24 protein-coding genes, 1 tRNA gene and 3 pseudogenes are annotated in these 26,852 nt (G+C 71.4%); 13 read left to right on the top strand and 15 right to left on the bottom strand.

Translation table 11 applies throughout. The annotated features are described in order from the left end of the window. Position 1: 1 nt before the first annotated feature. A complete protein-coding gene (locus ACIRF9_RS17200; RefSeq protein WP_403822083.1) occupies positions 2-469 on the top strand; it encodes a hypothetical protein in 468 nt (155 codons plus the stop codon). 23 nt (positions 470-492) lie between these two features. On the opposite strand, the gene ACIRF9_RS17205 is transcribed toward ACIRF9_RS17200, so the two are convergent. Next, positions 493-1,923 (bottom strand): M1 family metallopeptidase, encoded by a 1,431-nt coding sequence (locus ACIRF9_RS17205; protein WP_403822086.1) that lies wholly within the window; start codon positions 1,921-1,923, stop codon positions 493-495. A gap of 58 nt (positions 1,924-1,981) precedes the next feature. On the opposite strand from ACIRF9_RS17205, the gene ACIRF9_RS17210 reads away from it, so the two are divergent. Further along, entirely contained in the window at positions 1,982-2,482 is a 501-nt protein-coding gene (locus ACIRF9_RS17210; RefSeq protein ID WP_403822456.1) for a hypothetical protein, read from the top strand. Between the two features lie 102 nt (positions 2,483-2,584). On the opposite strand, the gene ACIRF9_RS17215 is transcribed toward ACIRF9_RS17210, so the two are convergent. Then, positions 2,585-3,271 (bottom strand): pentapeptide repeat-containing protein, encoded by a 687-nt coding sequence (locus tag ACIRF9_RS17215; RefSeq protein ID WP_403822089.1) that lies wholly within the window; start codon positions 3,269-3,271, stop codon positions 2,585-2,587. Positions 3,272-3,394: 123 nt separating this feature from the next. Between ACIRF9_RS17215 and ACIRF9_RS17220 the strand changes: the two genes are divergently transcribed. The 3 genes and pseudogenes from ACIRF9_RS17220 to ACIRF9_RS17230 all read left to right on the top strand — a co-directional run bounded on the left by ACIRF9_RS17220 (position 3,395) and on the right by ACIRF9_RS17230 (position 7,220). Next, on the top strand, positions 3,395-4,558 hold the full coding sequence (locus tag ACIRF9_RS17220) for an FAD-dependent oxidoreductase (protein ID WP_403822092.1): 1,164 nt from the start codon (positions 3,395-3,397) through the stop codon (positions 4,556-4,558). A gap of 82 nt (positions 4,559-4,640) precedes the next feature. Then, positions 4,641-5,612, top strand: a complete 972-nt coding sequence (locus ACIRF9_RS17225) for a zinc-binding dehydrogenase (protein WP_403822095.1) — start codon at positions 4,641-4,643, stop codon at positions 5,610-5,612. Between the two features lie 79 nt (positions 5,613-5,691). Beyond that, positions 5,692-7,220, top strand: a pseudogene (locus tag ACIRF9_RS17230) (MFS transporter). A 37-nt stretch (positions 7,221-7,257) separates the two neighbouring features. On the opposite strand, the gene ACIRF9_RS17235 reads toward ACIRF9_RS17230, so the two are convergent. After that, positions 7,258-8,664 carry an NAD(P)/FAD-dependent oxidoreductase gene (locus tag ACIRF9_RS17235; RefSeq protein ID WP_403822097.1) on the bottom strand — a complete coding sequence of 469 codons (1,407 nt, stop codon included), beginning with the start codon at positions 8,662-8,664 and terminating at the stop codon, positions 7,258-7,260. Then, positions 8,661-9,371, bottom strand: coding sequence for a rhomboid-like protein (locus ACIRF9_RS17240; RefSeq protein WP_403822100.1), 711 nt, complete (start codon positions 9,369-9,371; stop codon positions 8,661-8,663). The genes ACIRF9_RS17235 and ACIRF9_RS17240 overlap by 4 nt, the downstream gene beginning before the upstream one ends. Here ACIRF9_RS17240 and ACIRF9_RS17245 point away from each other — a divergent pair. Further along, a complete protein-coding gene (locus tag ACIRF9_RS17245; protein WP_403822459.1) occupies positions 9,349-10,242 on the top strand; it encodes an aminoglycoside phosphotransferase family protein in 894 nt (297 codons plus the stop codon). The genes ACIRF9_RS17240 and ACIRF9_RS17245 overlap by 23 nt on opposite strands. A gap of 12 nt (positions 10,243-10,254) precedes the next feature. On the opposite strand, the gene ACIRF9_RS17250 is transcribed toward ACIRF9_RS17245, so the two are convergent. Further along, positions 10,255-10,330 (bottom strand) — tRNA-Thr (locus ACIRF9_RS17250). A 219-nt stretch (positions 10,331-10,549) separates the two neighbouring features. On the opposite strand from ACIRF9_RS17250, the gene ACIRF9_RS17255 reads away from it, so the two are divergent. The 3 genes from ACIRF9_RS17255 to ACIRF9_RS17265 all read left to right on the top strand — a co-directional run bounded on the left by ACIRF9_RS17255 (position 10,550) and on the right by ACIRF9_RS17265 (position 13,176). Next, positions 10,550-11,635 carry an ABC transporter ATP-binding protein gene (locus ACIRF9_RS17255; RefSeq protein ID WP_403822103.1) on the top strand — a complete coding sequence of 362 codons (1,086 nt, stop codon included), beginning with the start codon at positions 10,550-10,552 and terminating at the stop codon, positions 11,633-11,635. 209 nt (positions 11,636-11,844) lie between these two features. Continuing rightward, entirely contained in the window at positions 11,845-12,312 is a 468-nt protein-coding gene (locus ACIRF9_RS17260; protein ID WP_403822106.1) for a hypothetical protein, read from the top strand. A 132-nt stretch (positions 12,313-12,444) separates the two neighbouring features. Then, the gene (locus ACIRF9_RS17265; RefSeq protein ID WP_403822109.1) at positions 12,445-13,176 is read left to right on the top strand and encodes an NDP-sugar synthase; all 732 of its coding nucleotides are present in this window, start codon (positions 12,445-12,447) and stop codon (positions 13,174-13,176) included. Between the two features lie 226 nt (positions 13,177-13,402). On the opposite strand, the gene ACIRF9_RS17270 is transcribed toward ACIRF9_RS17265, so the two are convergent. From ACIRF9_RS17270 to ACIRF9_RS17295, 6 genes are all read right to left on the bottom strand, one after another. After that, on the bottom strand, positions 13,403-15,070 hold the full coding sequence (locus tag ACIRF9_RS17270; RefSeq protein WP_403822112.1) for a DoxX family membrane protein: 1,668 nt from the start codon (positions 15,068-15,070) through the stop codon (positions 13,403-13,405). A gap of 149 nt (positions 15,071-15,219) precedes the next feature. Then, positions 15,220-16,161 carry a 23S rRNA (guanosine(2251)-2'-O)-methyltransferase RlmB gene (gene rlmB / locus ACIRF9_RS17275; RefSeq protein WP_403822115.1) on the bottom strand — a complete coding sequence of 314 codons (942 nt, stop codon included), beginning with the start codon at positions 16,159-16,161 and terminating at the stop codon, positions 15,220-15,222. Positions 16,162-16,251: 90 nt separating this feature from the next. After that, a complete protein-coding gene (gene cysS, locus ACIRF9_RS17280; RefSeq protein WP_403822118.1) occupies positions 16,252-17,652 on the bottom strand; it encodes a cysteine--tRNA ligase in 1,401 nt (466 codons plus the stop codon). An 82-nt stretch (positions 17,653-17,734) separates the two neighbouring features. Next, on the bottom strand, positions 17,735-18,232 hold the full coding sequence (ispF, locus tag ACIRF9_RS17285; RefSeq protein ID WP_403822121.1) for a 2-C-methyl-D-erythritol 2,4-cyclodiphosphate synthase: 498 nt from the start codon (positions 18,230-18,232) through the stop codon (positions 17,735-17,737). Next, complete coding sequence (gene ispD, locus ACIRF9_RS17290) at positions 18,222-18,974, bottom strand: 2-C-methyl-D-erythritol 4-phosphate cytidylyltransferase (protein ID WP_403822124.1); 753 nt, start codon at positions 18,972-18,974, stop codon at positions 18,222-18,224. Before ispD ends, ispF begins: the two co-directional genes overlap by 11 nt. A 354-nt stretch (positions 18,975-19,328) precedes the next feature. Beyond that, positions 19,329-19,811, bottom strand: coding sequence for a CarD family transcriptional regulator (locus ACIRF9_RS17295; protein WP_003953493.1), 483 nt, complete (start codon positions 19,809-19,811; stop codon positions 19,329-19,331). A gap of 663 nt (positions 19,812-20,474) precedes the next feature. On the opposite strand from ACIRF9_RS17295, the gene ACIRF9_RS17300 reads away from it, so the two are divergent. Next, positions 20,475-21,110: a DUF461 domain-containing protein gene (locus ACIRF9_RS17300; RefSeq protein ID WP_403822126.1), complete on the top strand. Its 636-nt coding sequence runs from the start codon at positions 20,475-20,477 to the stop codon at positions 21,108-21,110. A 231-nt stretch (positions 21,111-21,341) separates the two neighbouring features. Here ACIRF9_RS17300 and ACIRF9_RS17305 read toward each other — a convergent pair. The 4 genes and pseudogenes from ACIRF9_RS17305 to ACIRF9_RS17320 form a co-directional block, all read right to left on the bottom strand. Beyond that, positions 21,342-21,413: pseudogene (locus ACIRF9_RS17305) on the bottom strand (DNA-binding response regulator); the annotation flags it as partial. 87 nt (positions 21,414-21,500) lie between these two features. Continuing rightward, positions 21,501-21,572 (bottom strand): annotated as a pseudogene (locus tag ACIRF9_RS17310) (DNA-binding response regulator); the annotation flags it as partial. A gap of 405 nt (positions 21,573-21,977) precedes the next feature. After that, entirely contained in the window at positions 21,978-22,658 is a 681-nt protein-coding gene (locus ACIRF9_RS17315; RefSeq protein WP_015659563.1) for a response regulator transcription factor, read from the bottom strand. Continuing rightward, entirely contained in the window at positions 22,655-24,019 is a 1,365-nt protein-coding gene (locus ACIRF9_RS17320; RefSeq protein ID WP_403822129.1) for a sensor histidine kinase, read from the bottom strand. Before ACIRF9_RS17320 ends, ACIRF9_RS17315 begins: the two co-directional genes overlap by 4 nt. A 222-nt stretch (positions 24,020-24,241) precedes the next feature. On the opposite strand from ACIRF9_RS17320, the gene phoU reads away from it, so the two are divergent. From phoU to ACIRF9_RS17335, 3 genes are all read left to right on the top strand, one after another. After that, positions 24,242-24,934, top strand: coding sequence for a phosphate signaling complex protein PhoU (phoU, locus tag ACIRF9_RS17325; protein WP_403822132.1), 693 nt, complete (start codon positions 24,242-24,244; stop codon positions 24,932-24,934). 482 nt (positions 24,935-25,416) lie between these two features. Beyond that, complete coding sequence (locus ACIRF9_RS17330; protein ID WP_403822135.1) at positions 25,417-25,665, top strand: SCO4226 family nickel-binding protein; 249 nt, start codon at positions 25,417-25,419, stop codon at positions 25,663-25,665. Between the two features lie 112 nt (positions 25,666-25,777). After that, positions 25,778-26,530, top strand: coding sequence for a rhomboid family intramembrane serine protease (locus ACIRF9_RS17335; protein ID WP_403822138.1), 753 nt, complete (start codon positions 25,778-25,780; stop codon positions 26,528-26,530). The last annotated feature ends 322 nt before the right edge of the window (positions 26,531-26,852 follow it).

The following is a 26,852-nucleotide window of genomic DNA, read 5'->3' on the forward strand; positions in this document are numbered from 1 at the left end:
CATGGAGTGGACCACCCTCGCCGCCACCGGCCTCGGCGCGTTCGTCGGTGTCGGCTCGACCCTGCTCGCCGACCGGGTCCGCCGGCACCACGACCTGGCCGAGCGGACCCGTCAGGAGCGCAAGGAGATCTACGTGGCCTGCCTGACGAAGTACCGGCAGGCATACGAGGACATGTACGCGGCGGCGAGCCGGCCCCCGGAAGGGGTCGCCCGGGAGACCGCCGTGCACGAGGCCTTCCGCGCCTCCGGCTGCGACGAGGTCCGCGAATCGGCGCTGATATGCGCCCCGCAGGAACTGTCCGACGTCATCGAGCGCGTCTACGAGACCCTGCGGGACCTGCTCGACGTCCTCGCTGGCGGCGAACCCCCGCTCGACTCCCCCGAGTTCCAGGAGCGTCGGCTCCAGCACGGCCGGGCCGTCTGGGCGGCCCGCACGGCGATGCGCCGCGATCTCGGCCTGCGGGACTGAGCACGCCCTCGACCGACGAGGGCCTACGCGTCCGGGAGAGACGGCTTCCCGTCCCCGTACAGCCAGTCGTCCCAGATCTCGTCGAAGTCCTCGTCAGGAGCCTGCCGCTCCACGTACGCCGTGAACTCCGCGCTGCCGGCGTTGCCGTGGCGGTGGGCGGCGGCCCAGCCCTGGACGATGTCGTAGAAGGTGTCGTCGCCGACGGTCTGCCGGATGCGGTGCAGCACCATCGCGCCGCGCTGGTAGACGGGGTTGTCGGAGATGTGCGCGGCGCTCGTGGGCTTGCCGGGCGGGAAGTCCCACAGGTCCTCGTAGGACTCCTCGCCGTGCTCGTAGAGGTCGGTGAAGGTGTCCTCCGCCGTGTCGCCGCCCTCGTCCTCCGTCCACAGCCACTCGGCGTAGGTCGCGAAGCTCTCGTTGAGCCACATGTCCTGCCAGGTCCTGGGCGTGACCGAGTCCCCGAACCACTGGTGGGCGATCTCGTGGACGAGGGTCGCGGTGTCGGGGGCGCCGGGGTACACGGGGCGGTTCTGGGTCTCCAGGGCGTAGTCGGAGTCCTCCGGGCGGTCGACGATCGCGCCGGTGGAGGAGAAGGGGTACGGGCCGAAGTTGTCCTGCGCCCACTCCATCACCTCGGGGAGCAGGCCGAGCACCTCACGGCTCGCGGTCACCTGCGACGGGTCGACCGCGACGTACACCGGCAGGCCGTCCTTCGTGGTGGAGCGGGTGACGGTGTACCGGCCGATCGCGACCGTCGCCGCGTGGCTCGCCATCGGCTCGGCGGTGTGCCAGGTGAAGGTGGTGCGGCCGTTCGCCGTCCGCTCGCCGGTCAGCTCCCCGTTGGAGACGGCCGTCAGGTCCTTCGGGACCGTCACGGCGACGTCGTACGACGCCTTGTCGGAGGGGTGGTGGTTGCCGGGGAACCAGGCCATGGAGCCGGTCGGTTCGCCCAGGGCCAGCGCTCCGTCCTCGGTGCGCAGCCAGCCTTCCTCTGAGCCGTCCGGGTCGGTGATGGTGCGGGGGGCGCCGGAGTAGCTCACGGTCACCTCGAACGTCTCGCCCTTGGCCGGCTCCTTCCGCGGCCGGACGGTCAGTTCCTGTCCCTCGCGGTCGAAAGCCGCCTCTCGGCCCTCGACGGTGACCTTCGTGACGTCCAGGCCGTGCAGGTCGAGGTCGAAGGAGGACAGCGCCTGGGTGGCGCGGGCCGTGATCACCGCCCTGCCGGTGAGGCGGTTGCCGTCCGGGTCGTAGGCGAGGGTCAGGCCGTAGTGGGAGACGTCGTAGCCGCCGTTGCCCGCCTTCGGGAAGTACGGGTCGCCGACCCCGGAGGCACCCGCGTGCGGGCCGCTGCCCTGTGCCCCGCCGTCCCCGCCGTCGTCGCTGTCGCACCCGGACAGGGTGAGGACGAGGGCCAGGGACACGGCGGCCGGAACAACACGCGCGGATCGGGACATGTCAGTGATCCTATGGGCGCGCCCGGCGCGGATGCGGGACCGTGACACCATCGCCTACGTGCTCGACATCGGCTACGCCCTCTCCAACCGCTTCCCGGATCCGCCGCAGACGGACTATCGCCGCGCGGACGTCCACGCCCTGCGCCACGACCTGTTCTGCGGTGACGTCTACCTCGCCGACACCAAGGCGGACCGGGAACTGTCCACAGCCTGGGGATGGGTGCCGGTGCTCGACTTCGCGTGGGCGCTGTGCGACATCGTGGAGCGCATCGACCAGGACCCGGCGGGTTCCCGCGCCTCCCGCCCGCAGTACGCGGAGCTGGACTTCACCGAGTCCACCGACCGCATGCTCTTCGAGCGCCGCTTCGGCTGGGTGGACATCGAGGCCGACTGGATGCCGGCCGAGGAGGCCCCGCTCACCTTCTCCCACGCCGAACTGCGCCGCGAGTCCCGCGACTTCCTGCACGACCTCCTCGCCGATCTGATCGACCTGCACGAGGACCTGGGCGAGAACCCGGCGATCTGGACCCTCCAGGCCCGCTTCCCCCGGCTCGGATAGCCCCGGCCCCTCCCCGGCTCCCATAACCCCCGCCTCATCCTCCGGCTCGCATAACCCCCGCCCCACCCTGCGGCGCGCACAACCCCCGGCCCGTCCCCCCGCTCACCCCTCCACCCTGATCCCCAGCTGCCCCGCCAGCACCGGCGCCAGGTCCAGCAGTTGGGCCGCGCTGATCACCGCCCCCGACAGCCGGTCCACGCCCGCCGCGATGCCCAGCTCCGCCGCGTCGCGCAGGTCGACGTCCGTCAGGGTCGCCGCGGTGAGGTCGGCCGCCTTCAGCGTGCAGTCCACGAACTCGACGCGCTCCAGGCGGGCGCCGCCGAAGTCCGGTTCGACGAGGACGCAGGACTGGAAGACGACGTCCCGCAGCCGCGCCTGGCGGAGGTTCAGGAAGTCGATCTTGCCGCCGCGGATCAGCACGCGCTCGAGCACCGCGCCGTGCAGCTGGGTGCCGCCCAGGCGGGCGTCGACGAGCTCCACGTCCCGCAGGGTCGCGTCCGCCAGGTCCGTGCCGACGCCCCGCACGCCGGTGAGGACCGAGTCGAGGACCCGGGCCCGGGTCAGCGCCGTACCGTCCAGCGCGCACTCCGTCAGGGCGCAGTCCATGAAGCGGGCGCCCGCGCCGTCCTGCCCGGCGAGGTCCGCCGCCCGGAACTCCACCCCGTCGTAGTCCCCGTCGGGCTCCAGCTCCCCGCCCCCGTACGGCTCCAGCGCCGGCAGCCGCACCTCCGGCCGCCGCGCACGCTTCACACCCGTCCCACTGGTCCCACCGCTCGCTCTCCTCGCCATGCCCTCCATCGTGCACCCCGCCACTGACAATCCCCCCGACCTGCACAAACACCCTCGATGTCACAGAACCGGGCCGTCGGGCCGTCGTACACACGACAGCCCCGAAGAGAGAGGCGCCCCACCATGCGACACCCCCTGACCGTCATCGGCGGCGGCTTCGCCGGCCTCACCGCCGCGATCGCCGCCGCCGAGGCCGGCGCCAAGGTCACCGTGTACGAGGCCCACCACACGCTCGGCGGGCGCGCGCGGACCGCCGAGGGGCCGTACCGCACCAACGAGGGACCGCACGCCCTCTACAACGGCGGCCCGCACTGGACCTGGCTCAAACAGCGCGACCTCATCCCCCCGCTCGCACCCCTGCCCGCCCTGGAGGCCACCCGGCTGCGGCTGAGGCACCACGGCGTCCTGCGCCGCACCCCGCCCTTCGGCATGCTCAAACTGCTGCGGCGCACCTCCCACCAGGCCCCCGTCGACCTCGACTTCCGCACCTGGGCCACCCGCCTCGTCGGCCCCGAAGGCGCCGACGCGGCCGCGAACTACTCCGCCGTCGCCCTCTTCCACCACGACCCCGGCGCCCTGTCCGCCGCCTTCGTGCAGGAGCGCCTGCGCCGTGCGACCAAGCTGCCGCCCGAGGCGCACTACCCGCGCGGCGGCTGGGCGAGCCTGATCGACCGGATGGCCGCCCGGGCCTGGAACCTCGGGGTGCGGATGGAGACCCTGTCCCGCGTCGACACCCTCCCCACCGACACCCGGGTCGTCGTCGCCACCTCCCTGGACGCCGCCCGCCGGCTGCTCCGCGACGACTCCCTGACCTGGCCCAGTGGGCGCACCGTCCTCCTCGACCTCGCCCTGCGCACCCGGCGCAGTGACGCCTTCGTCGTCTCCGACCTGGACTCCCCCGGCTGGATCGAACGCTTCACCGCCCAGGACCGCACCCTCGCCCCGGCCGGAGAGCAGCTCCTCCAGGGCCAGATCCCCGTCGCCCCGCACGAGAGGAAGGCCGACGGCGTCGCCCGCGCCGAGCAGCTGCTCGACCTCGGTTTCGAGGGCTGGCGCGAGCGGGTCACGCTGCGGCGGGAGTCCGTCGCGAGCGGCCGTACGGGCGCCGTGGACCTGCCCGGCACCAGCTGGCGCGACCGGCCCGCCGTCGACCGCGGCGACGGCGTCTATCTCGCGGGGGACCAGGTGGCGGCGCCCGGTGTGCTGTCCGAGGTGTCCTTCAACAGCGCGCTCACCGCCGTGTCCCTGGCGCTGGGCCGGCCCGCCCTTGACCTCAAGCAAGCTTGAGGTTGAAGAGTGGACCCCCGAGAACGCCGACCGGCCCGAACCGCGCCGGCCGACGGAGAACGCCAACCGATGGGGGACCCCGATGCACGCCATCCGCCTGCACGCCTTCGGCCCGGCCGAGAACCTCACCTACGAGGAGGTGGACGACCCCGTCCCCGCCCCCGGCCAGGTCCGTATCGCCGTACGCGCCGCCGGTGTCCACCTGCTGGACACCGCGCTGCGCGAGGGCGTCCAGGGCCCCGCACCCGCGCCGGCCCCGCTGCCCACCGTCCCCGGCCGGGAGGTCGCCGGTGTCGTCGAGTCCCTCGGCGCGGGCACCCCGGACTCCTGGCTCGGCAAACACGTCGTCGCCCACCTCGGGTTCGCGCCCGGGGGCTACGCCGAACTCGCCGTCACCGACGCCGACCGCCTGCACGAGATCCCGGCGAACCTGGACCCCGCCCAGGCCGTCGCGATGATCGGCACCGGGCGTACGGCGCTCGGGATCCTGCAGTTCGCCGAGCTCGGGCCGGACGCGGTGGCCCTCGTCCCGGCGGCCGCCGGAGGCATCGGCACCCTCCTCGTCCAGTACACCGGGAACACCGGCGCCACGGTCGTCGGTCTCGCCGGCGGGCCGCTCAAGACGGCCCAGGTGGAGGCGAACGGCACCGATCTGGCCGTCGACTACAACGACCCCTCCTGGCCGGACAAGGTCCGCGCCCACCTGGGCGGCCGGGCCGTCACCGTCGTCTTCGACGGCGTCGGCGGGGACGTCGCCCGCGAGGCCGTCGCCCTCCTCGGTCCCGGCGGAAAGCACCTCGTGTTCGGCTGGTCCGCCGAGGGCATCCGCGACGGAAAGGGCCACTTCGTCGAAGGCGTCTCCGAGAGGGTCCTCGGGCCGGTGATGCTGGAGAGGGCCGGAGGGATCCGCGCCCTGGAGGAGCGCGCCCTCGCCGAGGCCGCCGCGGGCCGCCTCACCCCGGCCGTCCAGCGCTTCCCCCTCGCCGAGGCCGCCGCCGCACACCGGGCCCTGGAGAACCGCGGAACCATCGGAAAAGTGGTACTGGAGCCATGAGCGACCAGAAGCCACACCGGCTGCGAGCCGAGTCCGGCAGGGGGGTGCAATTCCTCCCGATCCATGGTCTTCTGGGCCAATGAGTGTCACCCGGACAGGTGAACCCTCGACGGAGCCCGACCCCCGCCGCTGGTGGGGCCTGGTGATCATCGCCCTCGCTCAGCTGATGGTCGTCCTCGACGTGACGATCGTGAACATCGCGCTCCCCTCCGCCCAGCAGGACCTGGGCATGTCGGACGGCAACCGCTGGGGGCACCTCCCACGCCCTTAAGGCAGTGGGGGAGGGTGATCACCGCCTACACCCTCGCCTTCGGCGGCCTGCTGCTGCTCGGCGGCCGCATCTCCGACCTCGTGGGCCGCAAACGCACGTTCATCCTCGGACTGATCGGCTTCGCCGCCGCCTCCGCGCTGGGCGGCGCGGCCGTCACCCCCGGGATGCTCTTCGGCGCCCGCGCCCTCCAGGGCGCCTTCGCCGCCGTCCTCGCGCCCTCCGCGCTCAGCCTGCTGACGACCACGTTCACCGACCCCAAGGAACGCGGAAAGGCCTTCGGCATCTACGGCGCCCTGGCCGGCAGCGGCGCCGCGATCGGGTTCATCGTCGGCGGACTGCTCACCGAGTACCTGAACTGGCGCTGGTGCCTGTACGTCAACGTACCCATCGCGATCATCGCCGTCCTCGGCGCGCTCGCCCTGCTCCACGACCGCCCCGGCCACCCGGGCGTCGGCCTCGACGTACCCGGCGCGCTGCTGGGCTGCGGCGGCCTGGTCGCGATCGTCTACGGCTTCAGCGAGGCCGAGTCCCGCGGCTGGACCGACCCGTTCGTGCTGGCGCTGTTCGCCTTCGGAGCGGTCCTGCTCGCGGTCTTCGTGTGGTGGCAGACGAAGGCCCCGAGCCCGCTCCTGCCGCTGCACATCATCAAGAACCGCAACCGGGCCGGCTGCTTCCTGACCATGATGCTGGCCATCATCGGCATGTTCGGCCTGTTCCTGTTCATGACCTACTACCTGCAGGTCATCCTCGGCTACTCCCCCATGAAGACGGGCTTCGCCTTCCTCCCCCTCACCCTCGCGATCATCACCGGCTCCACCCAGATCTCCGCCCGGCTGATGAACCGCGTCGCCCCGCGCGCCCTGATGGTCCCGGGCATGATCCTCGCGGCCAGTGGCATGGTGATCCTCACCCAGATGACGGTGCACTCGTCCTACGCCACCGAGATCCTGCCCGCGCTGCTCCTGATGGGTCTCGGCATGGGCCTGACCTTCATGCCGGTCTTCGCCACGGCCACCGCCGGGGTCGCCCCGCAGGACGCCGGCGTCACCTCGGCCACCGTCAACACCTCGCAGCAGGTGGGCGGCTCCATCGGTACGGCACTGCTCAACACGATCGCCACCACCAGCAGCGCCGCCTACATCACGGCCCACCTCACCAACCCCGCCGAGCGCGACGCCGTCACCCGCGAGGGCATCGTCCACGGCTACACGGTCGCCATCTGGTGGGCCGCCGGCATCATGCTGCTGGCCGGACTGGTCGCGGGCCTGATGGTGACGACGAAACCCCCGAAACACGAGGTCCCGGCCCACACGGCCGTACCGGAGTCGGTGGGCTGAGCCCAACGGGCAACGGGTTCGGTGGCGTCCGGCGGGTTCAGTGGCGTCCGGACACCCGGTCCGCGATCCGTGCCAGCCGCGAGGACCCGGCACTGTGCCTCTCGGTCTCCCGCCGGTCGGCGGTCCGGTAGGTGGCGTACATGCCCTGCACACCGAGCCAGCGCAGCGGCTCCGGCTCCCACCTGCGCACCTTGTGCCCGACCCACGGCAGCACGGTCAGCTCGGTGTTCCCGCCCTGCCCGGAGTCCAGCAGGACGAGATCGCGCAGGGTCCGCCCGGCCAGGTTGGCGGTGGCGACCCCGGAACCGACGTAGCCCCCCGCCCAGCCGAGGCCGCCGGCCCGGTCCAGGGTGACCGTGGCGCACCAGTCGCGCGGCACGCCCAGCACCCCGGACCAGGCGTGCTCGATCCGCACCCCGGTGAGCGCCGGGAAGAACCCGACCAGGATCTCCCGCAGCGCCTCGACCGTCTCGGGCTGCGTGCGCCCGTCGTTGTCGGTCCGCGAGCCGAAGCGGTACGGCACTCCGCGCCCGCCGAGCGCGATCCGCCCGTCGGCGGTGCGCTGGGCGTACATATAGGCGTGCGCCATGTCCCCGAGCGCCTCCCGCCCCTGCCACCCCACGGCCGCCCACTGCTCGTCGGTGAGCGGCTCGGTGGCGATCATCGAGGAGTTCATGGGCAGCCAGGTCCGCTTCTCGCCCTTCAGCGCGGCCGTGAAGCCCTCCGTGCAGCGCAGCACGTACGGCGCGCGCACGGTCCCGTACGGCGTCACGGCCCGCCCGGCGAGGATCTCCGTGACCGGCGTGGACTCGTACACCTCCACCCCGAGGGCCTCGACGGCCGCCGCGAGCCCCTTCACCAGCTTCACCGGCTGCACCCGCGCCCCGTGCGGCGTCCACGTCGACCCGACGGCCCCCGCCACCCGCACCCGCTCGGCGGTCTCCCGGGCGCCGTACAGCTCACGGTCCCGCTCCCCGTACGACAGTTCGTGCGCGTGGAAGTCCCTCAGCCGGGCCAGCTGCGCGGGTGTCCGGGCCACCTCGAGGACCCCGCCCCGGTGGACGTCGGCGTCGATGCCCTCCTCGGCCGCCACCCGCACGACCTCGTCGACGGTGTCGTTCATGGCCCGCTGCAGTCGTACGGCGGCCTCGTGGCCGTGCAGGGCGGCGTACCGGTCACGGCCCGCGACGCCGTTGTACAGCCAGCCGCCGTTGCGCCCGGAGGCCCCGTACCCGCAGAACCTCTGCTCCAGGACGACGACCCTGAGCGCGGGCGCCGCCTTCTTCAGGTAGTACGCCGTCCACAGCCCCGTGTACCCGCCGCCGACGATCACGACGTCGGCGGACACATCGGCGCCGAGCGGCTCCCGTACCGCCGGAAGACCGTCGTCCGCGTACCAGAAGGAGATCCCGCCGTTCACGACATCGCTTGCCGAGGTGCTCATGGCCGGACGTTATCCGGAGAAACGCCCCCTGTCTCCTTCGGATTCCGCACTCCTGCCCGCCCCGCCACCAGCGGACGGCAGCCGAGACCGACGAGTACGGCGACGAAGTGACCGAAGTCGGTGAAGGTCGGCCCGGCGGCCAGCGGAACGGCGAAGAAGCCGAGCAGGACCGCCAGATACGCGTACCGCCACGGCGCCCGGATCCGGTACCCGAGCACCGCCGCCACCCCCGCCAGCGCGTAACTCACCCCCACATCGAGGGTGTTGACCGCCGACGCCGGCGCGATCCCGTCCCGGATCGCCACCAGCAGCGCACCCTCGCTGACCAGCGTCGCCAGCACATGCGCCGCCCCGCACACCACCAGCCAGCGCAGGGTCCCCAGCCATCGCTCCACCTGGGCGTGGAACACCGAGTACAGCACCGCGTACGGCAGCCAGTACCCGCCGTCGATCCACATCGCGCTCGCGACCAGCACCCGTACGGGGTGCCGGGACAGCTCATGAAGATTGGTCGACCGCTGCCGCAGGAACTCCCGCTCGAACTCCGGGGACATGTGGTGCAGGGCGACCGTGGTGAAGAACAGGATCCCCAGCCACACATACGTGCCGGGCGCGCTGCGGACATACGCCCACACCGCCCGCCGCGCACCGGAAAACCGCGGGAGCCGATTCACAACCGCAAGTATCGTCCGGAAGGTGATCGACATTCCGGGCGCCCTGGTGACAGAACAGGTAAAGATCAACGGCGAGGCCGGCCGGGCGTTCGTCGCGGGACTGCCCGACCTGGTCGCGGAGTTCCTGGACCGCTGGGACCTGCGGATCGACGGACCGTCCCTGCACGGCATGTGCGCCCTGGTCCTCCCGGTCGTCACCACCACCGACCGCACCCGGGCCGTGCTCAAGCTGCAACTGCTGGACGAGGAAACAGTGGGCGAGCCGATCGCCCTGCGCCTCTGGGACGGCCACCACGCCGTCCGCCTCCTCCGCCACGACAGCCGGACGGGCACCATGCTCCTCGAACGCCTCGACCCCACCCGGACCCTGTCCCACATCGACGTCCACGAGGCGGTACCGGTCATCGCCCACCTGCTGGAGCGCCTGACCTCGATCCCCGCGCCACCCGCCATACGCCGGCTCGACGACATCGCCCGGTCCATGCTGGAGCGGACCCCCCGAGCCCTCGACCGAGTCCCCGACCCCCGGGACCGCCGCCTGCTCACCGACTGCGCGTCCGCCCTGCGCGAGGTGTCGGCGACCCCCGGCGACCGCCTCCTCCACTGGGACCTGCACTACGACAACGTCCTCGCCGCCGACCACACCCCCTGGCTGGCCATCGACCCCAAGCCCCTCGCAGGCACCCCGGCCTTCGAACTGTGGCCCGCCCTGAGAAACCGCTTCGACCCCGCCGACGTCCTCTGGCGCTTCGACGCGATGACCGAGGTCCTGAACCTGGACCGGGAGAACGCCCGCGCCTGGACCCTGGCCCGCCTCCTCCAGAACACCCTCTGGAACCTCGAGGACGACAACCCACCGTCCCCGACCGACCTGGAAACAGGCCGCCGCCTACGAGACCGCTGACACGAGCGGCGATGGAGCCCCCTGTCGGACTCGAACCGACGACCTTCGCTTTACAAGAGCGGTGCTCTACCAGCTGAGCTAAGGAGGCGTGCGCGGACGTGGGTGACGTGCGTGCCCGTGCAGTGTACCCAGGTCGCAGGGGCGGCCTGTCGAAAATTTCCGCGAAGTTCACATGGCTGCGGGTACTGACAGATCGGGTGAGCGCCAGGTAGCGTCCAGGCCAGTTCACTCGTGTGGACTACACCAACCACCTTCCTACAACGGATCGTCCGGCACGTTCCTGCCGGTAGAAGGGGGCCTCTGAGCCATGGCCACTGTCACGTTCGACAAGGCGACCCGGATCTACCCGGGTTCCACCAAGCCCGCCGTCGACGGCCTCGACATCGAGATCGCGGACGGCGAGTTCCTCGTCCTGGTCGGCCCGTCCGGCTGCGGCAAGTCCACCTCGCTCCGGATGCTCGCGGGGCTCGAGGACGTCAACGGCGGCGCCATCCGCATCGGTGACCGCGACGTCACGCACCTGCCGCCCAAGGACCGGGACATCGCCATGGTGTTCCAGAACTACGCGCTCTACCCGCACATGACCGTCGCCGACAACATGGGCTTCGCGCTCAAGATCGCCGGCGTCAACAAGGCGGAGATCCGGCAGAAGGTCGAGGAGGCCGCGAAGATCCTCGACCTCACCGAGTACCTGGACCGCAAGCCGAAGGCGCTCTCCGGCGGTCAGCGCCAGCGTGTCGCCATGGGTCGCGCCATCGTGCGTGAGCCCCAGGTCTTCCTCATGGACGAGCCGCTGTCCAACCTGGACGCCAAGCTCCGTGTGTCGACGCGTACGCAGATCGCGTCCCTCCAGCGCCGCCTGGGCATCACCACCGTCTACGTCACCCACGACCAGGTCGAGGCCCTGACGATGGGCGACCGTGTGGCGGTCCTCAAGGACGGTCTGCTCCAGCAGGTCGACACCCCGCGCAACATGTACGACAAGCCCGCCAACCTCTTCGTGGCCGGCTTCATCGGCTCCCCCGCGATGAACCTGGTCGAGGTGCCGATCACCGACGGCGGTGTGAAGTTCGGCAACTCGGTCGTGTCGGTGCAGCGTGACGCGCTCTCCGCCGCCACCGACAAGACGGTCACCGTGGGTGTCCGCCCCGAGCACTTCGACGTGACGACCGACTCCGACACGGGTCTCGCGGTCACCGTGAACGTGGTCGAGGAGCTCGGCTCCGACGCCTTCGTCTACGGCACCGCCCAGGTCGGCGGCGAGTCCAAGGACCTCGTGGTCCGCGTCGGCGGCCGTGACGTCCCGGAGAAGGGCAGCACGCTGCACGTCGTCCCGCGCGCGGGCGAGACCCACGTGTTCTCGACGTCGACGGGCGCGCGCCTCTCCGACTGACGGTTCGGTCTTCACCCCGGTTGACGAGAAGGGCCCCGCAGCAGGCTGCGGGGCCCTTCTCGCTGCCCGGAAATACCCCGGCACACCAGACATTGACCCTCGTCCGGCCCAACGGCCGTCAACGTCTTACCCCAGAAGAGACACCACTTCATCCCCCGTCCGAGTGACCAAATGTCGCTGAATGATTACGGGGCGCTACCCTCTCACGCGTGAAGCACTCCTCGAACCACTCCACCCAGCGCACGCAACGCGGCCAGGGCGGCCCAGCCCGCCGGATCGGCCGCTCGCTCGCCCTCGTCCTGCCCGTCGTCATGGTGCTCTCGGGAACCCTCGCGGTCACCCGGGTGAACTGGTCGGGGGACCCCTCGGATTCGGTGCTCACCGCCTCCGACGTCTCCGCCGCGCAGCACTCCTCCCACGGCGCCGCCCAGGCCCCGCAGGACGTGCTGCGCGACCAGCTGCTGACCGAGCTCCAGGAGAAGGACCCGGGCACCGCCCTGACCCACCTCCAGGCGGCCGTGAACGGCAAGCCGTCACTGGCGAAGCACTGCACCTCCATCGCCCGCGCCCTGGGCCGGGCGGCGGTGCGCATCTACGGCCCCTCGCGTGCCCAGTCCTTCGCCCGCCCCGTCTGCGACACCTCCTTCGCCTCGGGCGTCCTGGCGGCCCACAGCTGAGCCCCCGAGCCGCCGTGGGCCGCCCGCGGCTCCCGTAGGGCTCCCGGTACTGCTCCCATGCGTTGACGTGCGGCTCTCCTCCCCGACGGGGGAGCCGCACGTCCCGCAACCCTCGCCGCGTACAGTGCGGCCATGACCCATCCGCACGCCGTGTCCCGCCCCACGCAAGCCGTCGTCCTGGCCGGTGGCCAGGGATCCCGGCTGCGTCCTTACACCGACGACCGGCCCAAGCCGATGGTCGAGATCCCCGGGACGGGGACGCCGATCATCGGCCACCAGCTGGGCTGGCTCGCCGAGGAGGGCGTCACCGACGTCGTCGTCTCCTGCGGCCATCTCGCCGAGGTCCTGCAGGACTGGCTGAAGACGGCCGACCTGCCGGTGAACGTCACTACGGTCGTCGAGAGCGAGCCCCTCGGCCGCGGCGGCGGCCTGAAGTACGCGGCCGCCCGTCTCCCCCACCCGGACCGGCCCTGGTACGCCACCAACGGCGACATCTGGACCCGCTTCTCGCTCCGCGAGATGGCCGACTTCCACACCGAGCGCGACGCCGTCGCCACTCTGGCGCTGGCGCGGCCGCGCATTCCGTGGGGCGCGGTCAAGACCGACGGCTTCGGTCACATCACCGACTTCATCGAGGCGCCGCCGACGACGTACGAGATCAATGCGGGCGTGTACGTCTTCTCACCCGAGTTCGCCGGGCTGCTGCCCGAGCGGGGGGATCACGAGCGGACGACGTTCCCTCATCTCGCCCGTGAGCGGCGGTTGGCCGGGTTCCCCATTCCGCAGGGGGCGTACTGGCGGGCCATCGACACGGCGAAGGATCTGACGGAGGCGGCGAAGGAGCTGGCGGCGCTCGGTCGTTGACCGTTGGGCCGTCGTTCGGCTGCGGGCCGGTGGGGGTCGTTCGCGCCCACGCGGCGGAGCCGCACATTGATGCAGCCCCGCGCCCCTAAAAGCAAAAGCACAGGTGCCGTGCGCTGATGAGCGCACGGCACCTGTGGCTTTTTAGGGGCGCGGGGCTGTGTCGATATGCGGCTACCGCCGCGCGGGCGCGACCAGCCCCCACCGGCCCGCAGCCAGCCCCCAACCGCTACCCCAGCAGACCCCCCACCAGCCCAGGCTGACCGGAAGACGAGGATCCACCCGACGTACCACCGGTCGAACCACCGGAGGTACTCGTGGAGCCACCCGACGCGGGCCCGGAGCTGGTGCTCGGTGCCTGGCCGCCGCCCGTCGTGGCGGACTGCTGCGGCGGAGCCTGTCCCGCCGTGCCCTGGGTCTGGCTGGGCGCGCCCGCACCCGCGCCGGTGGTGGCGGTGTCGCGGGCGGTCGGCGTGCCGGACGTGCCGGCCGTCGGGGCCGCCGACGTCGCGCCCTGGGTGGGCGAGGTGGACGCCTCGGGGCTGCGGTCGGCCTCGCGGGTGTCGGACTCCTCGGGGAGCGGGGAGCCGGGCAGCTCGTTGCGCGGGGCCTCGCCGGGGCCGGGGACGACGACCCGGTCGGCGTCGCGGACGGCACCGCCGAGCAGGGAGCCGATCAGCAGGGTCAGTCCGACGGCGATCGCGGTGACCAGGGCGCCGCGGCGCAGGACGTACCGGCGCAGCTCCCACAGGTCGGAGCGGGGGCCGAGGCGCCGCCAGGCTCCCGCGGCGAGGCGGCCGTCGACGGAGTAGACGGGGGCGCCGGCGATGATCAGCGGGGACCAGGCGGCGAGGTAGATGATGTCGGGGGTGTCGTAGACCGGGACGGTCTTCCAGCTGACGGTGACGATGAGCGCGGCCGAGAGTCCGGCGCCGACGACCGCCGCGACGCGCTGCCAGCAGCCCAGGACCGTGAGGACGCCCACGACGACCTGGAGGAAGGCGATGACGAGCCCGGAGCCCACGGGGTGGTGCAGGGCGAACTGGCGCAGCGGCTCGGCGACTTCCCAGGGGTGCAGGGTGTTGAGCCACTTCACCATGGAGCCGCGCTTGCCGCCGTCGAAGTAGACGGGGTCGCACAGCTTGCCCATGCCGGCGTAGACGGAGATGAAGCCGAGGAAGACGCGGAGCGGGAGGAGGACCACTCCCAGGTTCATGCGCCGGCCGGGGTAGTAGGCGTGCCGGGCGGGGTCGCCGTCGTTCGCGTGGCGCCTGCTGCGCGGCTCGGCCGCCTCCGCGAGCGCCTCCCCGAAGTCCTCGAACTCGGCGTCGTCGTAGGGGGGTTCGTCGTAGGCGCTGCCGACGGTGCGCATGTTCGGCAGAAGGCGGTGCTCGCCGGCGACGGGGGCGCGCTGGGCACCGACGATGGGGGTCTCGAGGGTCTGGGCGGTGAGGTCGCCGCCGTAGGGGTCGCCGACGCGGGGGATGACCTGGGTGGCTCCGGCGTCGGCCCCGGGCTGTTCGCCGTGGCCCACGCTGCCTGCCCGCACCGCCTGCAGCAGCCGGTGGGCGCCGGTGTCGTCCGGGGCGGTCTGGCCGCTCCAGACGACGGGCCGGCGGCGGGCACCGGAGGCGGCGCCCGCTCTGCCCGCCGTACCGACGACGGGGATGCGCGCGGTGTCCTCGACGGCGCTGGCGTGCCGGGCGATCCGCGGGTTCTGGTGACGCCGCGCCGAGGCGCCCAGCTGCACGCGGAAACTCGCGTGATTGACGATGACCTGCGCCGGATCGCTCGGCACCTTCACCATGCTCAGCGCGGGAGCGTCGTCGATCCCGGAGGTGAATCCCGACGAGCGATCCCCCGTGGGTGTGCGGGGTGTTCTGGTGTCCACACTCATCTAACCGAGTGACGTGTGGTTAGGACACTGCTTTGACCCGCCGGATCTGTCCGGACTCCGTCAAGGTTGCACTACCCGCCGGAATTAACCCGTTGGGGTGAGCACACGCAAGCCCGTTCAGGCCCTGCGCCTGTCTGCGCCGACTGCCGTCAGGCCCGTCGCCGGGCCGCCTCGTACAGCACGATCCCCGCCGCCACACCCGCGTTGAGCGATTCCGCGCCACCCGGCATCGGGATCCGTACCCGGAAGTCGCAGGTCTCGCCGACCAGTCGGGACAGGCCCTTGCCCTCGCTGCCCACGACGATGACGACCGGGCCGTCCAGGGCCTCGAGTTCACCGACCTCGGCCTCGCCGTCGGCGGCCAGGCCGACGACCACGATGCCGGCCTTCTTGTACGCCTCCAGGGCGCGGGTGAGGTTGGTGGCGCGGGCGACCGGCGTGCGGGCGGCCGTACCGGCGGACGTCTTCCAGGCGCCGGCGGTCATGCCGGCCGCGCGGCGCTCGGGGACGACCACGCCGTGGCCGCCGAAGGCGGAGACGGAGCGGACGACGGCGCCCAGGTTGCGCGGGTCGGTGACCCCGTCCAGGGCGACGATCAGCGGGTCCTCACCCGCGTCGTACGCGGCGTCGGCGAGGTCCTCGGGGTGCGCGTACTCGTACGGCGGGACCTGGAGGACGAGACCCTGGTGGTTGAGGCCGTTCGTCATGCGGTCCAGCTCGGGGCGCGGGGCCTCCATGAGGTTGATGCCGCCGCGCTCGGCCGCGAGCTGCAGCGCCTCGCGCACCCGCTCGTCGTTGTCGATGAACTGCTGGACGTAGAGGGTGGAGGCCGGCACGCCCTCGCGCAGCGCCTCGACGACCGGGTTGCGACCGACGACCATCTCGGAGGTGCCCTTGCCGCCCCGGCCGCGCGCCACCGGACGGCGCTGGACCTGCTTGGCCTTGGCGGTGGCGATGCGGTTCTTCTTGTGCCCCTTGCGCATCTCGGCGGGCGGGGTCGGGCCCTTGCCCTCCAGGCCCCGGCGTCGCTGGCCGCCACTGCCGACCTGCGCGCCCTTCTTGCCGGACATGCGGCGGTTGTTGGCTGCCATGACCTACCTGTCTGTGTGAAGCGTGCGTGTGTACGTATATGCAGTGTGCCGCCCGGGGGGCCGGGCGGCACAATCGATCAACGGCGGGTGCTACCGCGGACCGAGCGTCCAGCGCGGTCCCTGCGGGCTGTCCTCGATGGTCAGCCCGGACTGGTTGAGCTGGTCGCGGATGGCGTCCGCGGTCGTCCAGTCCTTGCGCGCGCGGGCCGCCTCCCGCTGGTCCAGGACCAGACGTACGAGGCTGTCGACCACGCCGTGCAGATCGTCGCCCCGGTCGGCCTCACCGGCCCAGTGCGGGTCGAGCGGGTCGAGTCCGAGGACGCCGAGCATGGCACGGACCTCGGCGAGGCGGGCCACGGCGGCTTCCTTGTCGTCTGCGGCGAGGGCGGAGTTGCCCTGCCGGACGGTGGTGTGCACGACGGCGAGGGCCTGGGGGACGCCCAGGTCGTCGTCCATCGCCTCGGCGAAGGCCGGCGGCACCTCGGCGGCGGGCTCGACGACGCCCCCGGCCAGCTCGATCACGCGCTGCACGAAGCCCTCGATCCGCCCGAACGCCGACTCGGCCTCGCGCAGCGACTCCTCGCTGTACTCGATCATCGAGCGGTAGTGCGGGGTGCCGAGGTAGTAGCGCAGCACGATCGGGCGCCACTGCTTGACCATCTCGGAGACGAGGACGCTGTTGCCCAGCGACTTCGACATCTTCTCGCCGCTCATGGTGACCCAGGCGTTGTGCACCCAGTACCGCGCGAACTCGTCGCCGAAGGCCTTGGCCTGGGCGATCTCGTTCTCGTGGTGCGGGAAGATCAGGTCGAGGCCGCCGCCGTGGATGTCGAAGGCGGGGCCCAGGTACTTGTGGGCCATCGCCGAGCACTCCAGGTGCCAGCCGGGACGGCCGCGGCCCCACGGGGTCTCCCAGCTCGGCTCGCCCGGCTTCACGGACTTCCAGAGCGCGAAGTCGCGCTGGTCGCGCTTGCCGGTCTCGCCGTCGCCGGAGGGCTGGCGCAGGTCGTCCAGGTCCTGGTTGGAGAGTTCCAGGTAGCCCGGGAAGGAGCGCACGTCGAAGTAGACGTTGCCGTCCGCCTCGTAGGCGTGACCGCGCTCGATCAGACCGCGCATCATCTCGATCATCTCGGGGACGTGCCCGGTGGCGCGCGGCTCGTACGTGGGCGGGAGGCAACCGAGGGCCTGGTAGCCGTCGTTGAACGCCCGCTCGTTGTCGTAGCCGATGGACCACCAGGGGCGGCCCTGGTCGTGCGACTTGGCGATGATCTTGTCGTCGATGTCGGTGACGTTGCGGATGAACGTGACGTCGTAGCCGCGGTACTCGAACCAGCGGCGCATGATGTCGAAGTTCAGGCCCGAGCGGATGTGCCCGATGTGCGGGGCCGCCTGCACGGTGGCGCCACACAGGTAGATCGAGACACAACCCGGCTGGAGCGGGGTGAAGTCACGGATCTGCCGGGCGCTGGTGTCGTACAGGCGAATGGTCACCACTCCAGGGTAGTGGGCGCGGGGCGATGCCCCGAGCCCGATCCCCCAAGGGCCACACATTCGTGACATGCGTCGGCATATGTCAGCCGGTGCGGACGACCAGGGCGGTCGCGACCGCCATCAACCCCTCGTCGCGGCCCGGGAAGCCCAGTCCGTCCGTCGTCGCGCCCGACACCGAGACCGGGGCTCCGGCGGCCTCCGACAGCAGCTTCTGTGCCTCGTCGCGGCGCTTGCCGATCTTCGGGCGCGGTCCTACGACCTGGACGGCGATGTTGCCGATGGTGAAGCCGGCCTCGCGGACGATCCGGGCGGCCTCCGTCAGCAGCGTGACGCCGGACGCGCCGGACCACTCCGGGCGGCCGGTGCCGAAGTGCTGTCCCAGGTCGCCCAGTCCCGCCGCCGAGAACAGCGCGTTGCAGGCGGCGTGCGCGACGACGTCGGCGTCGGAGTGGCCGGCCAGGCCCGGGCCCTCGCCTTCCCACTTCAGGCCGGCGCACCACAGCTCGCGGCCCTCCTCGAAGGCGTGGATGTCGGTGCCGATGCCGACCTGGGGAAGCGCCATGGGTGTCTCAGAAGCCATCGTTGAGCCTCCTGCGGGCCAGGACCGCCTCGGCGAGGACCAGGTCCAGCGGGCGGGTGACCTTGAAGGCCTCCTCGTGGCCGGGGACGACCACGACGGTGAGGCCGAGCTGCTCGACCATGCTCGCGTCGTCGGTGACGTCCTCGGTGACCGTTTCGTGGGCGCGGACCAGGGTGGCCCGGTCGAAGCCCTGCGGGGTCTGTACGGCGCGCAGCCGGGCGCGGACCGGGGTGGCGACGACCGGCTCGGGCTCGCCGGGGGCGGCGGCCGGTTCGACCTCCTTGACGGTATCGGCGAGCGGCAGGGCCGGGACGACGGCCGGGGCGCCGTCGCGTACGGCCTCGATGACGGCGTCGACCGTGTCCACGGGGACGAGCGGGCGGGCGGCGTCGTGGACGAGGACGATGTCGTACTCGGGCGGCAGCGCGTCCAGGCCGAGACGCACGGACTCCTGGCGGGTGTCGCCGCCGGGCACGACGAGGAAGTCGGTGCGGTCGGGCAGCGCGTGCGCGTCGAGCAGCGACTTGACCTCGGCGGCGCCGTCCGGCGGGGCCACGACGACCACGAGGGAGACGGCGCGGGAGGCGGCGAGCGCGCGCACCGCGTGGATCAGCATGGGCGTGCCGTTCAGCGCGCGGAGCGCCTTGGGGGCGCCCGGACCGAGGCGTACACCCCGGCCGGCGGCCGGAATCACCGCGGCCGTGCGGGCGGGCGCGGGCGAGGGACGCGAATCGTCAGACATCGGTTCCTGTCAGGTTTGTGTGCTCGGCCTAGTTGGGTACGGAGACAGCGTGCCGGGCGCGACGCCTTGACCGGACCCTTCCGTGACGCGCCGGTCGAGCGCTGCCCGGGCTCGGCACGCAAAGTATCGGGAGATCTCCTCCCGAGTATCCGAGTATCGGGGGATCTCTCTTCGCGAGAGTCGGCCCCGAGAGTCGGCAGAGGGTCGGCATCAGCAGGCTCGGCGTCGGCGGGCCCGGCGTGGCGCGGTCTTGCCGGACGCGAACATGCCGCAGCGCCCGGCGACGGGAAATACGTCATCGGGCACCGCGGCATTTTCGGTGTTCTTCAGTGCTGAGGCTGGCTTACGCCGGCGTCAGGACGCGAGAACCTCGTCGAGCAGGGCCTCGGCCTTGTCCTCGTTGGTGTTCTCCGCGAGGGCGAGTTCGCTCACCAGGATCTGGCGGGCCTTGGCGAGCATGCGCTTCTCACCGGCGGAGAGTCCGCGCTCGCGCTCACGACGCCACAGGTCACGCACGACTTCCGCGACCTTGATGACATCGCCGGAGGCGAGCTTCTCCAGATTTGCCTTGTAGCGACGCGACCAGTTCGTGGGCTCCTCGGCGTACGGCGCGCGCAGCACCTCGAAGACCCGGTCCAGCCCGTCCTGACCGACCACATCACGCACGCCGACGAACTCCGCATTGTCCGCTGGCACACGCACCGTCAGGTCACCCTGGGCGACCTTCAGCACCAAGTAGGTCTTGTCCACGCCTTTGATCTGGCGAGTTTCGATGGCCTCGATCAGCGCGGCCCCGTGATGGGGATAGACCACGGTGTCGCCAACCTTGAACGTCATGTGACAGGTACCCCTTCCGTGGCTATCCAGGGTAACACGGAAACTGCGGTTCCTGAATGGCGTTTTCGCAGGTCAGGGCATATCTCGGGGCTTGACAACAGCAACAGGAACGTGCTTCGGACAGTCCGCGGAAGCAGGTATTCGCAGGTCGGAGCGGCTCTCCGAGGGGGGTGAAACGCGTACGTTACACGCATCCGGAGCCCGCTCCGGACGGCCGAACGTCCACATATGTCCGCTTCCAAGCGTGCGACTTCCGCTACTCCGTTCGGTGACCGTGGCCGGATACGGATCGTTTCCGGAATTGATCAACGACGGTTCGAGCGGACCCGTGATCAATTTCCCGGACCGTCGCGCATTCCTTCACGGAAAATCCGCGAGCGGAGCGCGAGGGCGCTTAAGCGGAGGCCGGACGCGCTTATGTGAATGACGGACGAGCAGGAAGAGCAAGGGTGAAGTCGGAGTGGCCGGCGGGTCGCTTGTGAGTGGCGTGACGGGTGTGACGACCAGTGGGCTCGGGGGCCGTGGAGCCGCCGGAACGCGTTAGAGGCGGGTCGGGTGCGGCGGCGCGGGAACGGCTCGGTAACCTAAGGCCGCTGACAGACCCTTAGGGCGGCTTTATCACCAGGTGAGCTGCCCGTGTGCGTTCAAGGAGATGCCGCCGCCGTGAGCAGCAGCCTTCGACGCGGCGCCCTCGCCGCTTCCGCCATCGCGTTCTCGATCGCCTCGCTCGCCGCCTGCGGCGCCGGCAACGACTCCCAGACCCTGGAGATCAAGCCGGACAACGCCGCCACCAGCGTAGGCGACATCAAGATCCAGAACGCGGTCGTCATCACCCAGCCCGACCCCGCCGAGGGCGGGCCGGTCGCCGTCTCCGCGACCATCTTCAACACCGGCGACAAGGCCCAGACGCTGGACTCGGTCGACGTCGAGGGCCTCGGCGCCGCGAAGCTCTCCCCCGCCGAGGGCCAGAAGGAGCTGACCGTCCCGGCCGGCGGCTCCGTCGTCATCGGCGGCGAGGGCAACGCCTCCGCCGTCCTGGAGCATCCCGACGCCGAATCCATCAGCGGCAACGCCCAGAAGACCACCTTCACCCTGAGCAACACCGGCGCGGTGAGCCTGCGGGCCTTCGTCGTCCCGGCCGAGAGCTACTTCTCCAGCTGGGGCCCCACCGACGTCCCGAGCGCCCCGGCGGAGTCCCCCTCGGAGACCGCGACGGCCACCGAGTCCCCGGCCACGGGCGGCACCGAGTCGCCGTCCCCGACGGCCACGGCCTCCGAGACCGCGACCGCCGGCCACTGAGCCCCGTACACACACGACGAGGGCGGCATCCCATGCGGGGTGCCGCCCTCGTCGTACATACCGGAAACCGGTTTACGGCTCGAACTTGTAGCCCAGCCCCCGAACCGTCACCAGGTACCGGGGCGCCCCCGGGCCGGGCTCGAGCACCGTCCCCGACGCACCCCTCGCACCGCTGCGCGGGCAGCGGGACGCTGCGCCGGACTCCGTCCGCCGACCGGAACGAACCCCGGTCTACGGCTCGAACTTGTAACCCAGCCCCCGAACCGTCACCAGGTACCGGGGCGCCCCCGGGCCGGGCTCGAGCACCGTCCCCGACGCACCCCTCGCACCGCTACGCGGGCAGCGGGACGCTGCGCCGGACTCCGTCCGCCGACCGGAACGAAACCCGCTCTACGGCTCGAACTTGTAACCCAGCCCCCGAACAGTCACCAGGTACCGGGGCGCCCCCGGGCCGGGCTCGAGCACCGTCCCCGACGCATCCCTCGCACCGCTACGCGGGCAGCGGGACGCTGCGCCGGACTCCGTCCGCCGACCGGAACGAAACCCGCTCTACGGCTCGAACTTGTAGCCCAGCCCCCGAACAGTCACCAGGTACCGGGGCGCCCCCGGGCCGGGCTCGAGCACCGTCCCCGACGCATCCCTCGCACCGCTACGCGGGCAGCGGGACGCTGCGCCGGACTCCGTCCGCCGACCGGAACGAAACCCGCTCTACGGCTCGAACTTGTAGCCCAGCCCCCGAACAGTCACCAGGTACCGGGGCGCCCCCGGGCCGGGCTCGAGCACCGTCCCCGACGCATCCCTCGCACCGCTGCGCGGGCAGCGGGACGCTGCGCCGGACTCCGTCCGCCGACCGGAACGAAACCCGGTCTACGGCTCGAACTTGTAGCCCAGCCCCCGAACAGTCACCAGGTACCGGGGCGCCCCCGGGTCGGGCTCGATCTTGGCGCGGAGGCGCTTGACGTGGACGTCGAGGGTCTTGGTGTCGCCGACGTAGTCGGCGCCCCAGACCCGGTCGATGAGCTGCATGCGGGTGAGGACGCGGCCGGCGTTGCGCAGGAGCATCTCCAGGAGGTCGAACTCCTTGAGCGGGAGGTCGACCTTGGAGCCGGAGACGGTGACGACGTGACGGTCGACGTCCATCCGGACCGGGCCCGCCTCCAGCGCGGCCGGGGTGACCTCCTCCGGCTCGCCCCGGCGGCGCAGGACGGCGCGGATGCGGGCGACCAGCTCGCGCGAGGAGAACGGCTTGGTGACGTAGTCGTCGGCTCCTATTTCCAGCCCGACGACCTTGTCGATCTCGCTGTCCTTGGCGGTCACCATGATCACGGGGACGTTGGAGCGGCCGCGCAGCTGCCGGCACACCTCCGTACCGGGCAGCCCCGGCAGCATCAGGTCGAGGAGGACGAGGTCGGCGCCGTTGCGCTCGAACTCGTCGAGTCCGTCGGGCCCGGTGGTCGCGACGGCGACCTCGAAGCCCTCCTTGCGGAGCATGTACGACAGGGCGTCGGAGAAGGACTCCTCGTCCTCGACGACGAGCACTCGGGTCACGGAAGGACCTCCGGGGCGGAAAGCGTCTGGTACGCGGTCGAATCGGGGGATGAGGGGCGGGACGGGGTGGGGGAAGGGGAGTGGGAGGTACCGCCGGCCTGCCCGTCCTCGTCGTTGAGGTCGTCCAGGTCGTCGAGGGCGTCGAAGCCTTCGAGGCCGTCCGGGTCGTCGGGATCCGGATGCCGGCGTGCCCGGTCGCGGTCGCGTGCGGCGACCGCCGCCTCGGGCAGCCGCAGCGTGAAGGTGGAGCCCTGTCCCTCGGCGCTCCACACCGTGACCTCCCCGCCGTGCGAGGCGGCCACGTGCTTGACGATCGCGAGCCCGAGGCCCGTACCACCCGTCTGGCGGGAACGGGCCGGGTCGACACGGTAGAAGCGCTCGAAGATGCGCTCCTTGTCCTTGTCGGAGATCCCGATGCCCTGGTCGGTCACCGAGATCTCGATCGAGTCGCCGCCGGGTGCGTTCACGCGGCGGGCGGCTATGCCGACGCGGGTGCGGGCGGGCGAGTAGTTGACGGCGTTCTCGACCAGGTTGCCGAGGGCGGCGGCCAGCTGGCCGCGGTTGCCCCAGACACGCAGGTCGGCGCTGCCGCCGGCGGCCATGGTGATCTGCTTGGTGCCGGCCTGGTGACGGCAGCGGTCGACGGCTTCGGCGACCAGTTCGTCCACGCCGACCGGTTCGGCGTCCTCCAACGGGTCGTCGTTCTGGACCCGCGACAGGTCGATGAGCTCCTGCACCAGGTTGGTCAGCCGGGTGGCCTCGATCTGCATCCGCCCGGCGAACCGCTCCACCGCCTCCGGGTCGTCGGCGGCGTCCATGACCGCTTCGGAGAGCAGGGAGAGCGCGCCGACCGGGGTCTTCAGCTCATGGCTGACGTTCGCCACGAAGTCCCGGCGGACCGCCTCGATCCTGCGGGCCTCGGTGAGGTCCTCGACGAGGAGGAGGACCAGCCGGGAGCCGAGGGGGGCCACCCGTGCGGAGACCGCGAGGGCCTCTCCCCGACCGGTGCCACGCCTCGGCAGATCCAGTTCGACCTGCCGTATCTCGCCGTCGCGCCGGGTGTCCCGGGCCATCTTGAGCATCGGCTCGACGGCCAGTTTTCCGCCACGGACGAGCCCGAGGGCGTACGCCGCCGAGCTGGCCTTGACGACGGCGTCGGCCTCGTCGAGGACGACGGCCGACGAGCGCAGCACCGACAGGACCGTGTCCACGCCGGGAGGCAGTACGGGGTCGGTGTGCAGGGAGGTGCGGGTGGGCCGTGCCTGGTCGCGCTCGCTCCAGCGGAACGCCAGCATGGCGATGACACCGGTGAGCACCCCGGCGATCGCTGCCGCTGCGGCGACCGCCGCGTTCACGTCCATGCGTCCAGGTTAGGCACGGGATCCGGCCTGACCACAGCCATCGAGGTGCGAGCTCGAACACTCGTCGCCCAGAGTTCACCTAGGAGCCAGTGGTGGTTCATTTGAGATGGCGGAATCCGACGCGTACGGGGCGGACCGTGGCACCGTGGGGTTCGCAGCGCCGGTTCCACGGCCGGTCCTGGCCCCCGGAACCCCAAGAATGACGTACGAGAGGGAATCCTGATGCGGGACGCGTACCACGAGGAACTTGACTCGATCGGCGACAGCCTGGTGGAGATGGCCCGGCTGGTCGGGTCGGCGATCGGGCGCGCCACGACCGCCATCCTCGACTCCGACCTGAAGCTGGCCGAGAGCGTCATCGAGAACGACCAGAAGGTCGACCAGCTGCAGCACGACCTGGAGGCGAAGGCGATAGCGCTGCTCGCCCGGCAGCAGCCCGTCGCCACCGACCTGCGCATCGTCGTCACCTCGCTGCGGATGTCGGCCGACCTGGAGCGCTCGGGCGACCTCGCCCAGCACGTGGCCAAGCTGGCGCGGCTGCGCTTCCCGAACCGCGCCGTGCCGCACGACCTGCATGCCACGATCCTCGAGATGGGCCAGCTCGCGCAGCGCCTGATGGCGAAGGCGGCGGAGTGCATCATCACCAAGGACGTCGACCTGGCGCTCCAGCTGGAGTCGGACGACGACGCGATGGACCTGCTGCACCGCACGCTGTTCCAGCACCTGATCGACGAGCGCTGGAAGCACGGCATCGAGACGGCCGTCGACGTCACCCTGCTGGGCCGCTACTACGAGCGGTTCGCGGACCACGCGGTGGCGGTCGCCAAGCGCGTGGTGTTCCTGGTGACCGGCGAGCACGCGGACGAACTGCAGCCGGACATCCAGCCGGAGATCCAGCCGACCGAGAACGCGTAGCCCGCCGGGGGTGCGGCCCTACGGGGGTCGGCTCCGCGGGGCGTGTGGGCGCCTCCGTGCGCCGTTGATGCGCCCGACACAACGGGCATGCAATGGGCACAGGCCCTACGCCTCCGGGAGGAACCATGGCAGAGTCCCCCAGCACTCCCCAGCCCGACCCCACTCAGGAACGCCCGACCGAGCAACCCGCCGAGATCAGGAACCTGATGCTGATCGGCGCGTGCGGCTGCGGTTCGGGGTGCGGCTGCGGGTGCCAGTCGGGCAGCCCGTGCCAGTGCGGCTGAGCACCGTCGTACGAAGGGGGTGGGCTCCGGCGAAGGCACCGGAGCCCACCCCCGACGGGGTTCCCGTTCCTGGCCTCATCGGCGTCCCTGCGTGATCGTCAGCCGCACGGTAGCGGGTGCGCCGGGCCGGGCGCAGCATGGAGAGGACGGACATCGGCAGGGGCGGGCACGAGCACGAAACGAAAGGGGGTGGGCACCATGGCCAAGTACATGGACGTCCACCATGGCATGGAAGGCATCACGGCCGAGCAACTCCGCCAGGCCCACCAGGCCGACCTCGCCATAGAAGCCGACGAGGGCGTGCACTTCGAGGCCGCTTGGGCGGACCCCGAGGCCGGCATCATCTACTGCCTCTCCGAGGCTCCCTCGCCGGACGCCGTCCAGCGCATCCACGAACGCACCGGCCACAGGGCGGACGAGATCCACCCGGTACCGCTGTCGGTCTGAGCGACCCGGACGGGGTCGGGCGGGGCCGGCCGCCCCCGCGCGGACACGCACGCATTGTGCGACACCGGGAAATCGGCATCATGGAGTTCCACCAGGGGGAGGGGAACAAGCCATGGGCGACAGGCCGGCCACTGATTCTGCGGCGATGATCGCGGAGGCGCGGAAGGCGTTCTTCGTGATGTTCGGTTTCCTGGCGGTCGTCTGGCTGGTGCAACTCGGGAACTTCGCCGACGACTACGCACCGGCCCGCGAGTACGGCGTGGTCTCCGGCGACCTCGACACGCTGCCGCACATCCTCACCGCGCCCTTCCTGCACTGGAGTTGGGCCCACATCGAGAGCAACTCCGGCCCGCTGTTCATCTTCGGCTTCCTGGCCGCGTACCGCGGGGTGCTCCGTTTCCTCGGGCTGAGCCTGCTGGTGGCGGTGACGAGCGGGCTGGCGGTCTGGTTCTTCGAGGGCGGGAACGTGGAGACGGTCGGCGCGAGCGGCCTGATCTTCGGCTACTTCGGGTACGTCGTCGTCCGCGGCCTCTTCGACCGCCACCTCATCGACACCCTGATCGGTGTGGTGATGGCGGCGTCCTTCGCCTACATGCTGACGGTGACCGTGCCCGGCACCCCGGGGGTGAGCTGGCTGGCGCACCTCGGCGGGCTGATCGGCGGCCTGGTGGGCGCCTGGCTGTTCCGCGACCGCCGGGGCAAGCGCCCCGCCGCCCAGCCCCCGGCCCCACGCGACACGACCGGGACCACCGGCACCACCAAGACCATCAGCACCACCAAGACCTCCAGCACCACCCAGAACACCGGCGCCGACCACCCCCGGGCGGACCTCCACAAGGAACTCGGCGACCTGGGCCTGCTGTAGCCGGCGGTCACGCGCCGCAGTTTTTCTTGTTCATACCGTTGACACCCCGCACGCCCCCTCCCTAATGTGTCGCGCCAGCATTCCGACCGTGTGACGATATTTCGAACAGCTGAAAGGCGAGTGCCCTGCGCATCACCGACATCAGCACGCATGTGGGCGGAATGCCGGGCCGCGCCGACACCTTGATCGGCGATCCACGGGTCTCCAAGGCGCCTGAGCGGCGACTCGAGCAGCAGGCCGGGCGACCTGACCCGCATTCATTTCAGCGGGATCCACCGGCTGTTCCTTGCGCTTGAGAATACGCACCACGGCTCCGACGACC

Origin of the sequence: Streptomyces sp. NPDC096132, from assembly GCF_044763345.1 — a bacterium.
In the GTDB taxonomy this organism is placed as follows: Bacteria; Actinomycetota; Actinomycetes; order Streptomycetales; family Streptomycetaceae; genus Streptomyces.

Coding starts and splice junctions, on each gene's coding strand:
- ACIRF9_RS17330 (WP_403822135.1), top strand. CDS start 25,417: ATGGCCAAGTACATGGACGTCCACCATGGCATGGAAGGCATCACGGCC.
- ACIRF9_RS17220 (WP_403822092.1), top strand. CDS start 3,395: ATGCGACACCCCCTGACCGTCATCGGCGGCGGCTTCGCCGGCCTCACC.
- rlmB (WP_403822115.1), bottom strand. CDS start 16,161: ATGGCAGCCAACAACCGCCGCATGTCCGGCAAGAAGGGCGCGCAGGTC.
- ACIRF9_RS17235 (WP_403822097.1), bottom strand. CDS start 8,664: ATGAGCACCTCGGCAAGCGATGTCGTGAACGGCGGGATCTCCTTCTGG.
- ACIRF9_RS17215 (WP_403822089.1), bottom strand. CDS start 3,271: ATGGCGAGGAGAGCGAGCGGTGGGACCAGTGGGACGGGTGTGAAGCGT.
- ispF (WP_403822121.1), bottom strand. CDS start 18,232: ATGGCTTCTGAGACACCCATGGCGCTTCCCCAGGTCGGCATCGGCACC.
- ACIRF9_RS17265 (WP_403822109.1), top strand. CDS start 12,445: ATGACCCATCCGCACGCCGTGTCCCGCCCCACGCAAGCCGTCGTCCTG.
- ACIRF9_RS17335 (WP_403822138.1), top strand. CDS start 25,778: ATGGGCGACAGGCCGGCCACTGATTCTGCGGCGATGATCGCGGAGGCG.
- ACIRF9_RS17320 (WP_403822129.1), bottom strand. CDS start 24,019: ATGGACGTGAACGCGGCGGTCGCCGCAGCGGCAGCGATCGCCGGGGTG.
- ACIRF9_RS17240 (WP_403822100.1), bottom strand. CDS start 9,371: ATGTCGATCACCTTCCGGACGATACTTGCGGTTGTGAATCGGCTCCCG.
- ACIRF9_RS17295 (WP_003953493.1), bottom strand. CDS start 19,811: ATGACGTTCAAGGTTGGCGACACCGTGGTCTATCCCCATCACGGGGCC.
- ACIRF9_RS17270 (WP_403822112.1), bottom strand. CDS start 15,070: ATGAGTGTGGACACCAGAACACCCCGCACACCCACGGGGGATCGCTCG.
- ACIRF9_RS17225 (WP_403822095.1), top strand. CDS start 4,641: ATGCACGCCATCCGCCTGCACGCCTTCGGCCCGGCCGAGAACCTCACC.
- ACIRF9_RS17205 (WP_403822086.1), bottom strand. CDS start 1,923: ATGTCCCGATCCGCGCGTGTTGTTCCGGCCGCCGTGTCCCTGGCCCTC.
- ACIRF9_RS17255 (WP_403822103.1), top strand. CDS start 10,550: ATGGCCACTGTCACGTTCGACAAGGCGACCCGGATCTACCCGGGTTCC.
- ispD (WP_403822124.1), bottom strand. CDS start 18,974: ATGTCTGACGATTCGCGTCCCTCGCCCGCGCCCGCCCGCACGGCCGCG.
- ACIRF9_RS17200 (WP_403822083.1), top strand. CDS start 2: ATGGAGTGGACCACCCTCGCCGCCACCGGCCTCGGCGCGTTCGTCGGT.
- phoU (WP_403822132.1), top strand. CDS start 24,242: ATGCGGGACGCGTACCACGAGGAACTTGACTCGATCGGCGACAGCCTG.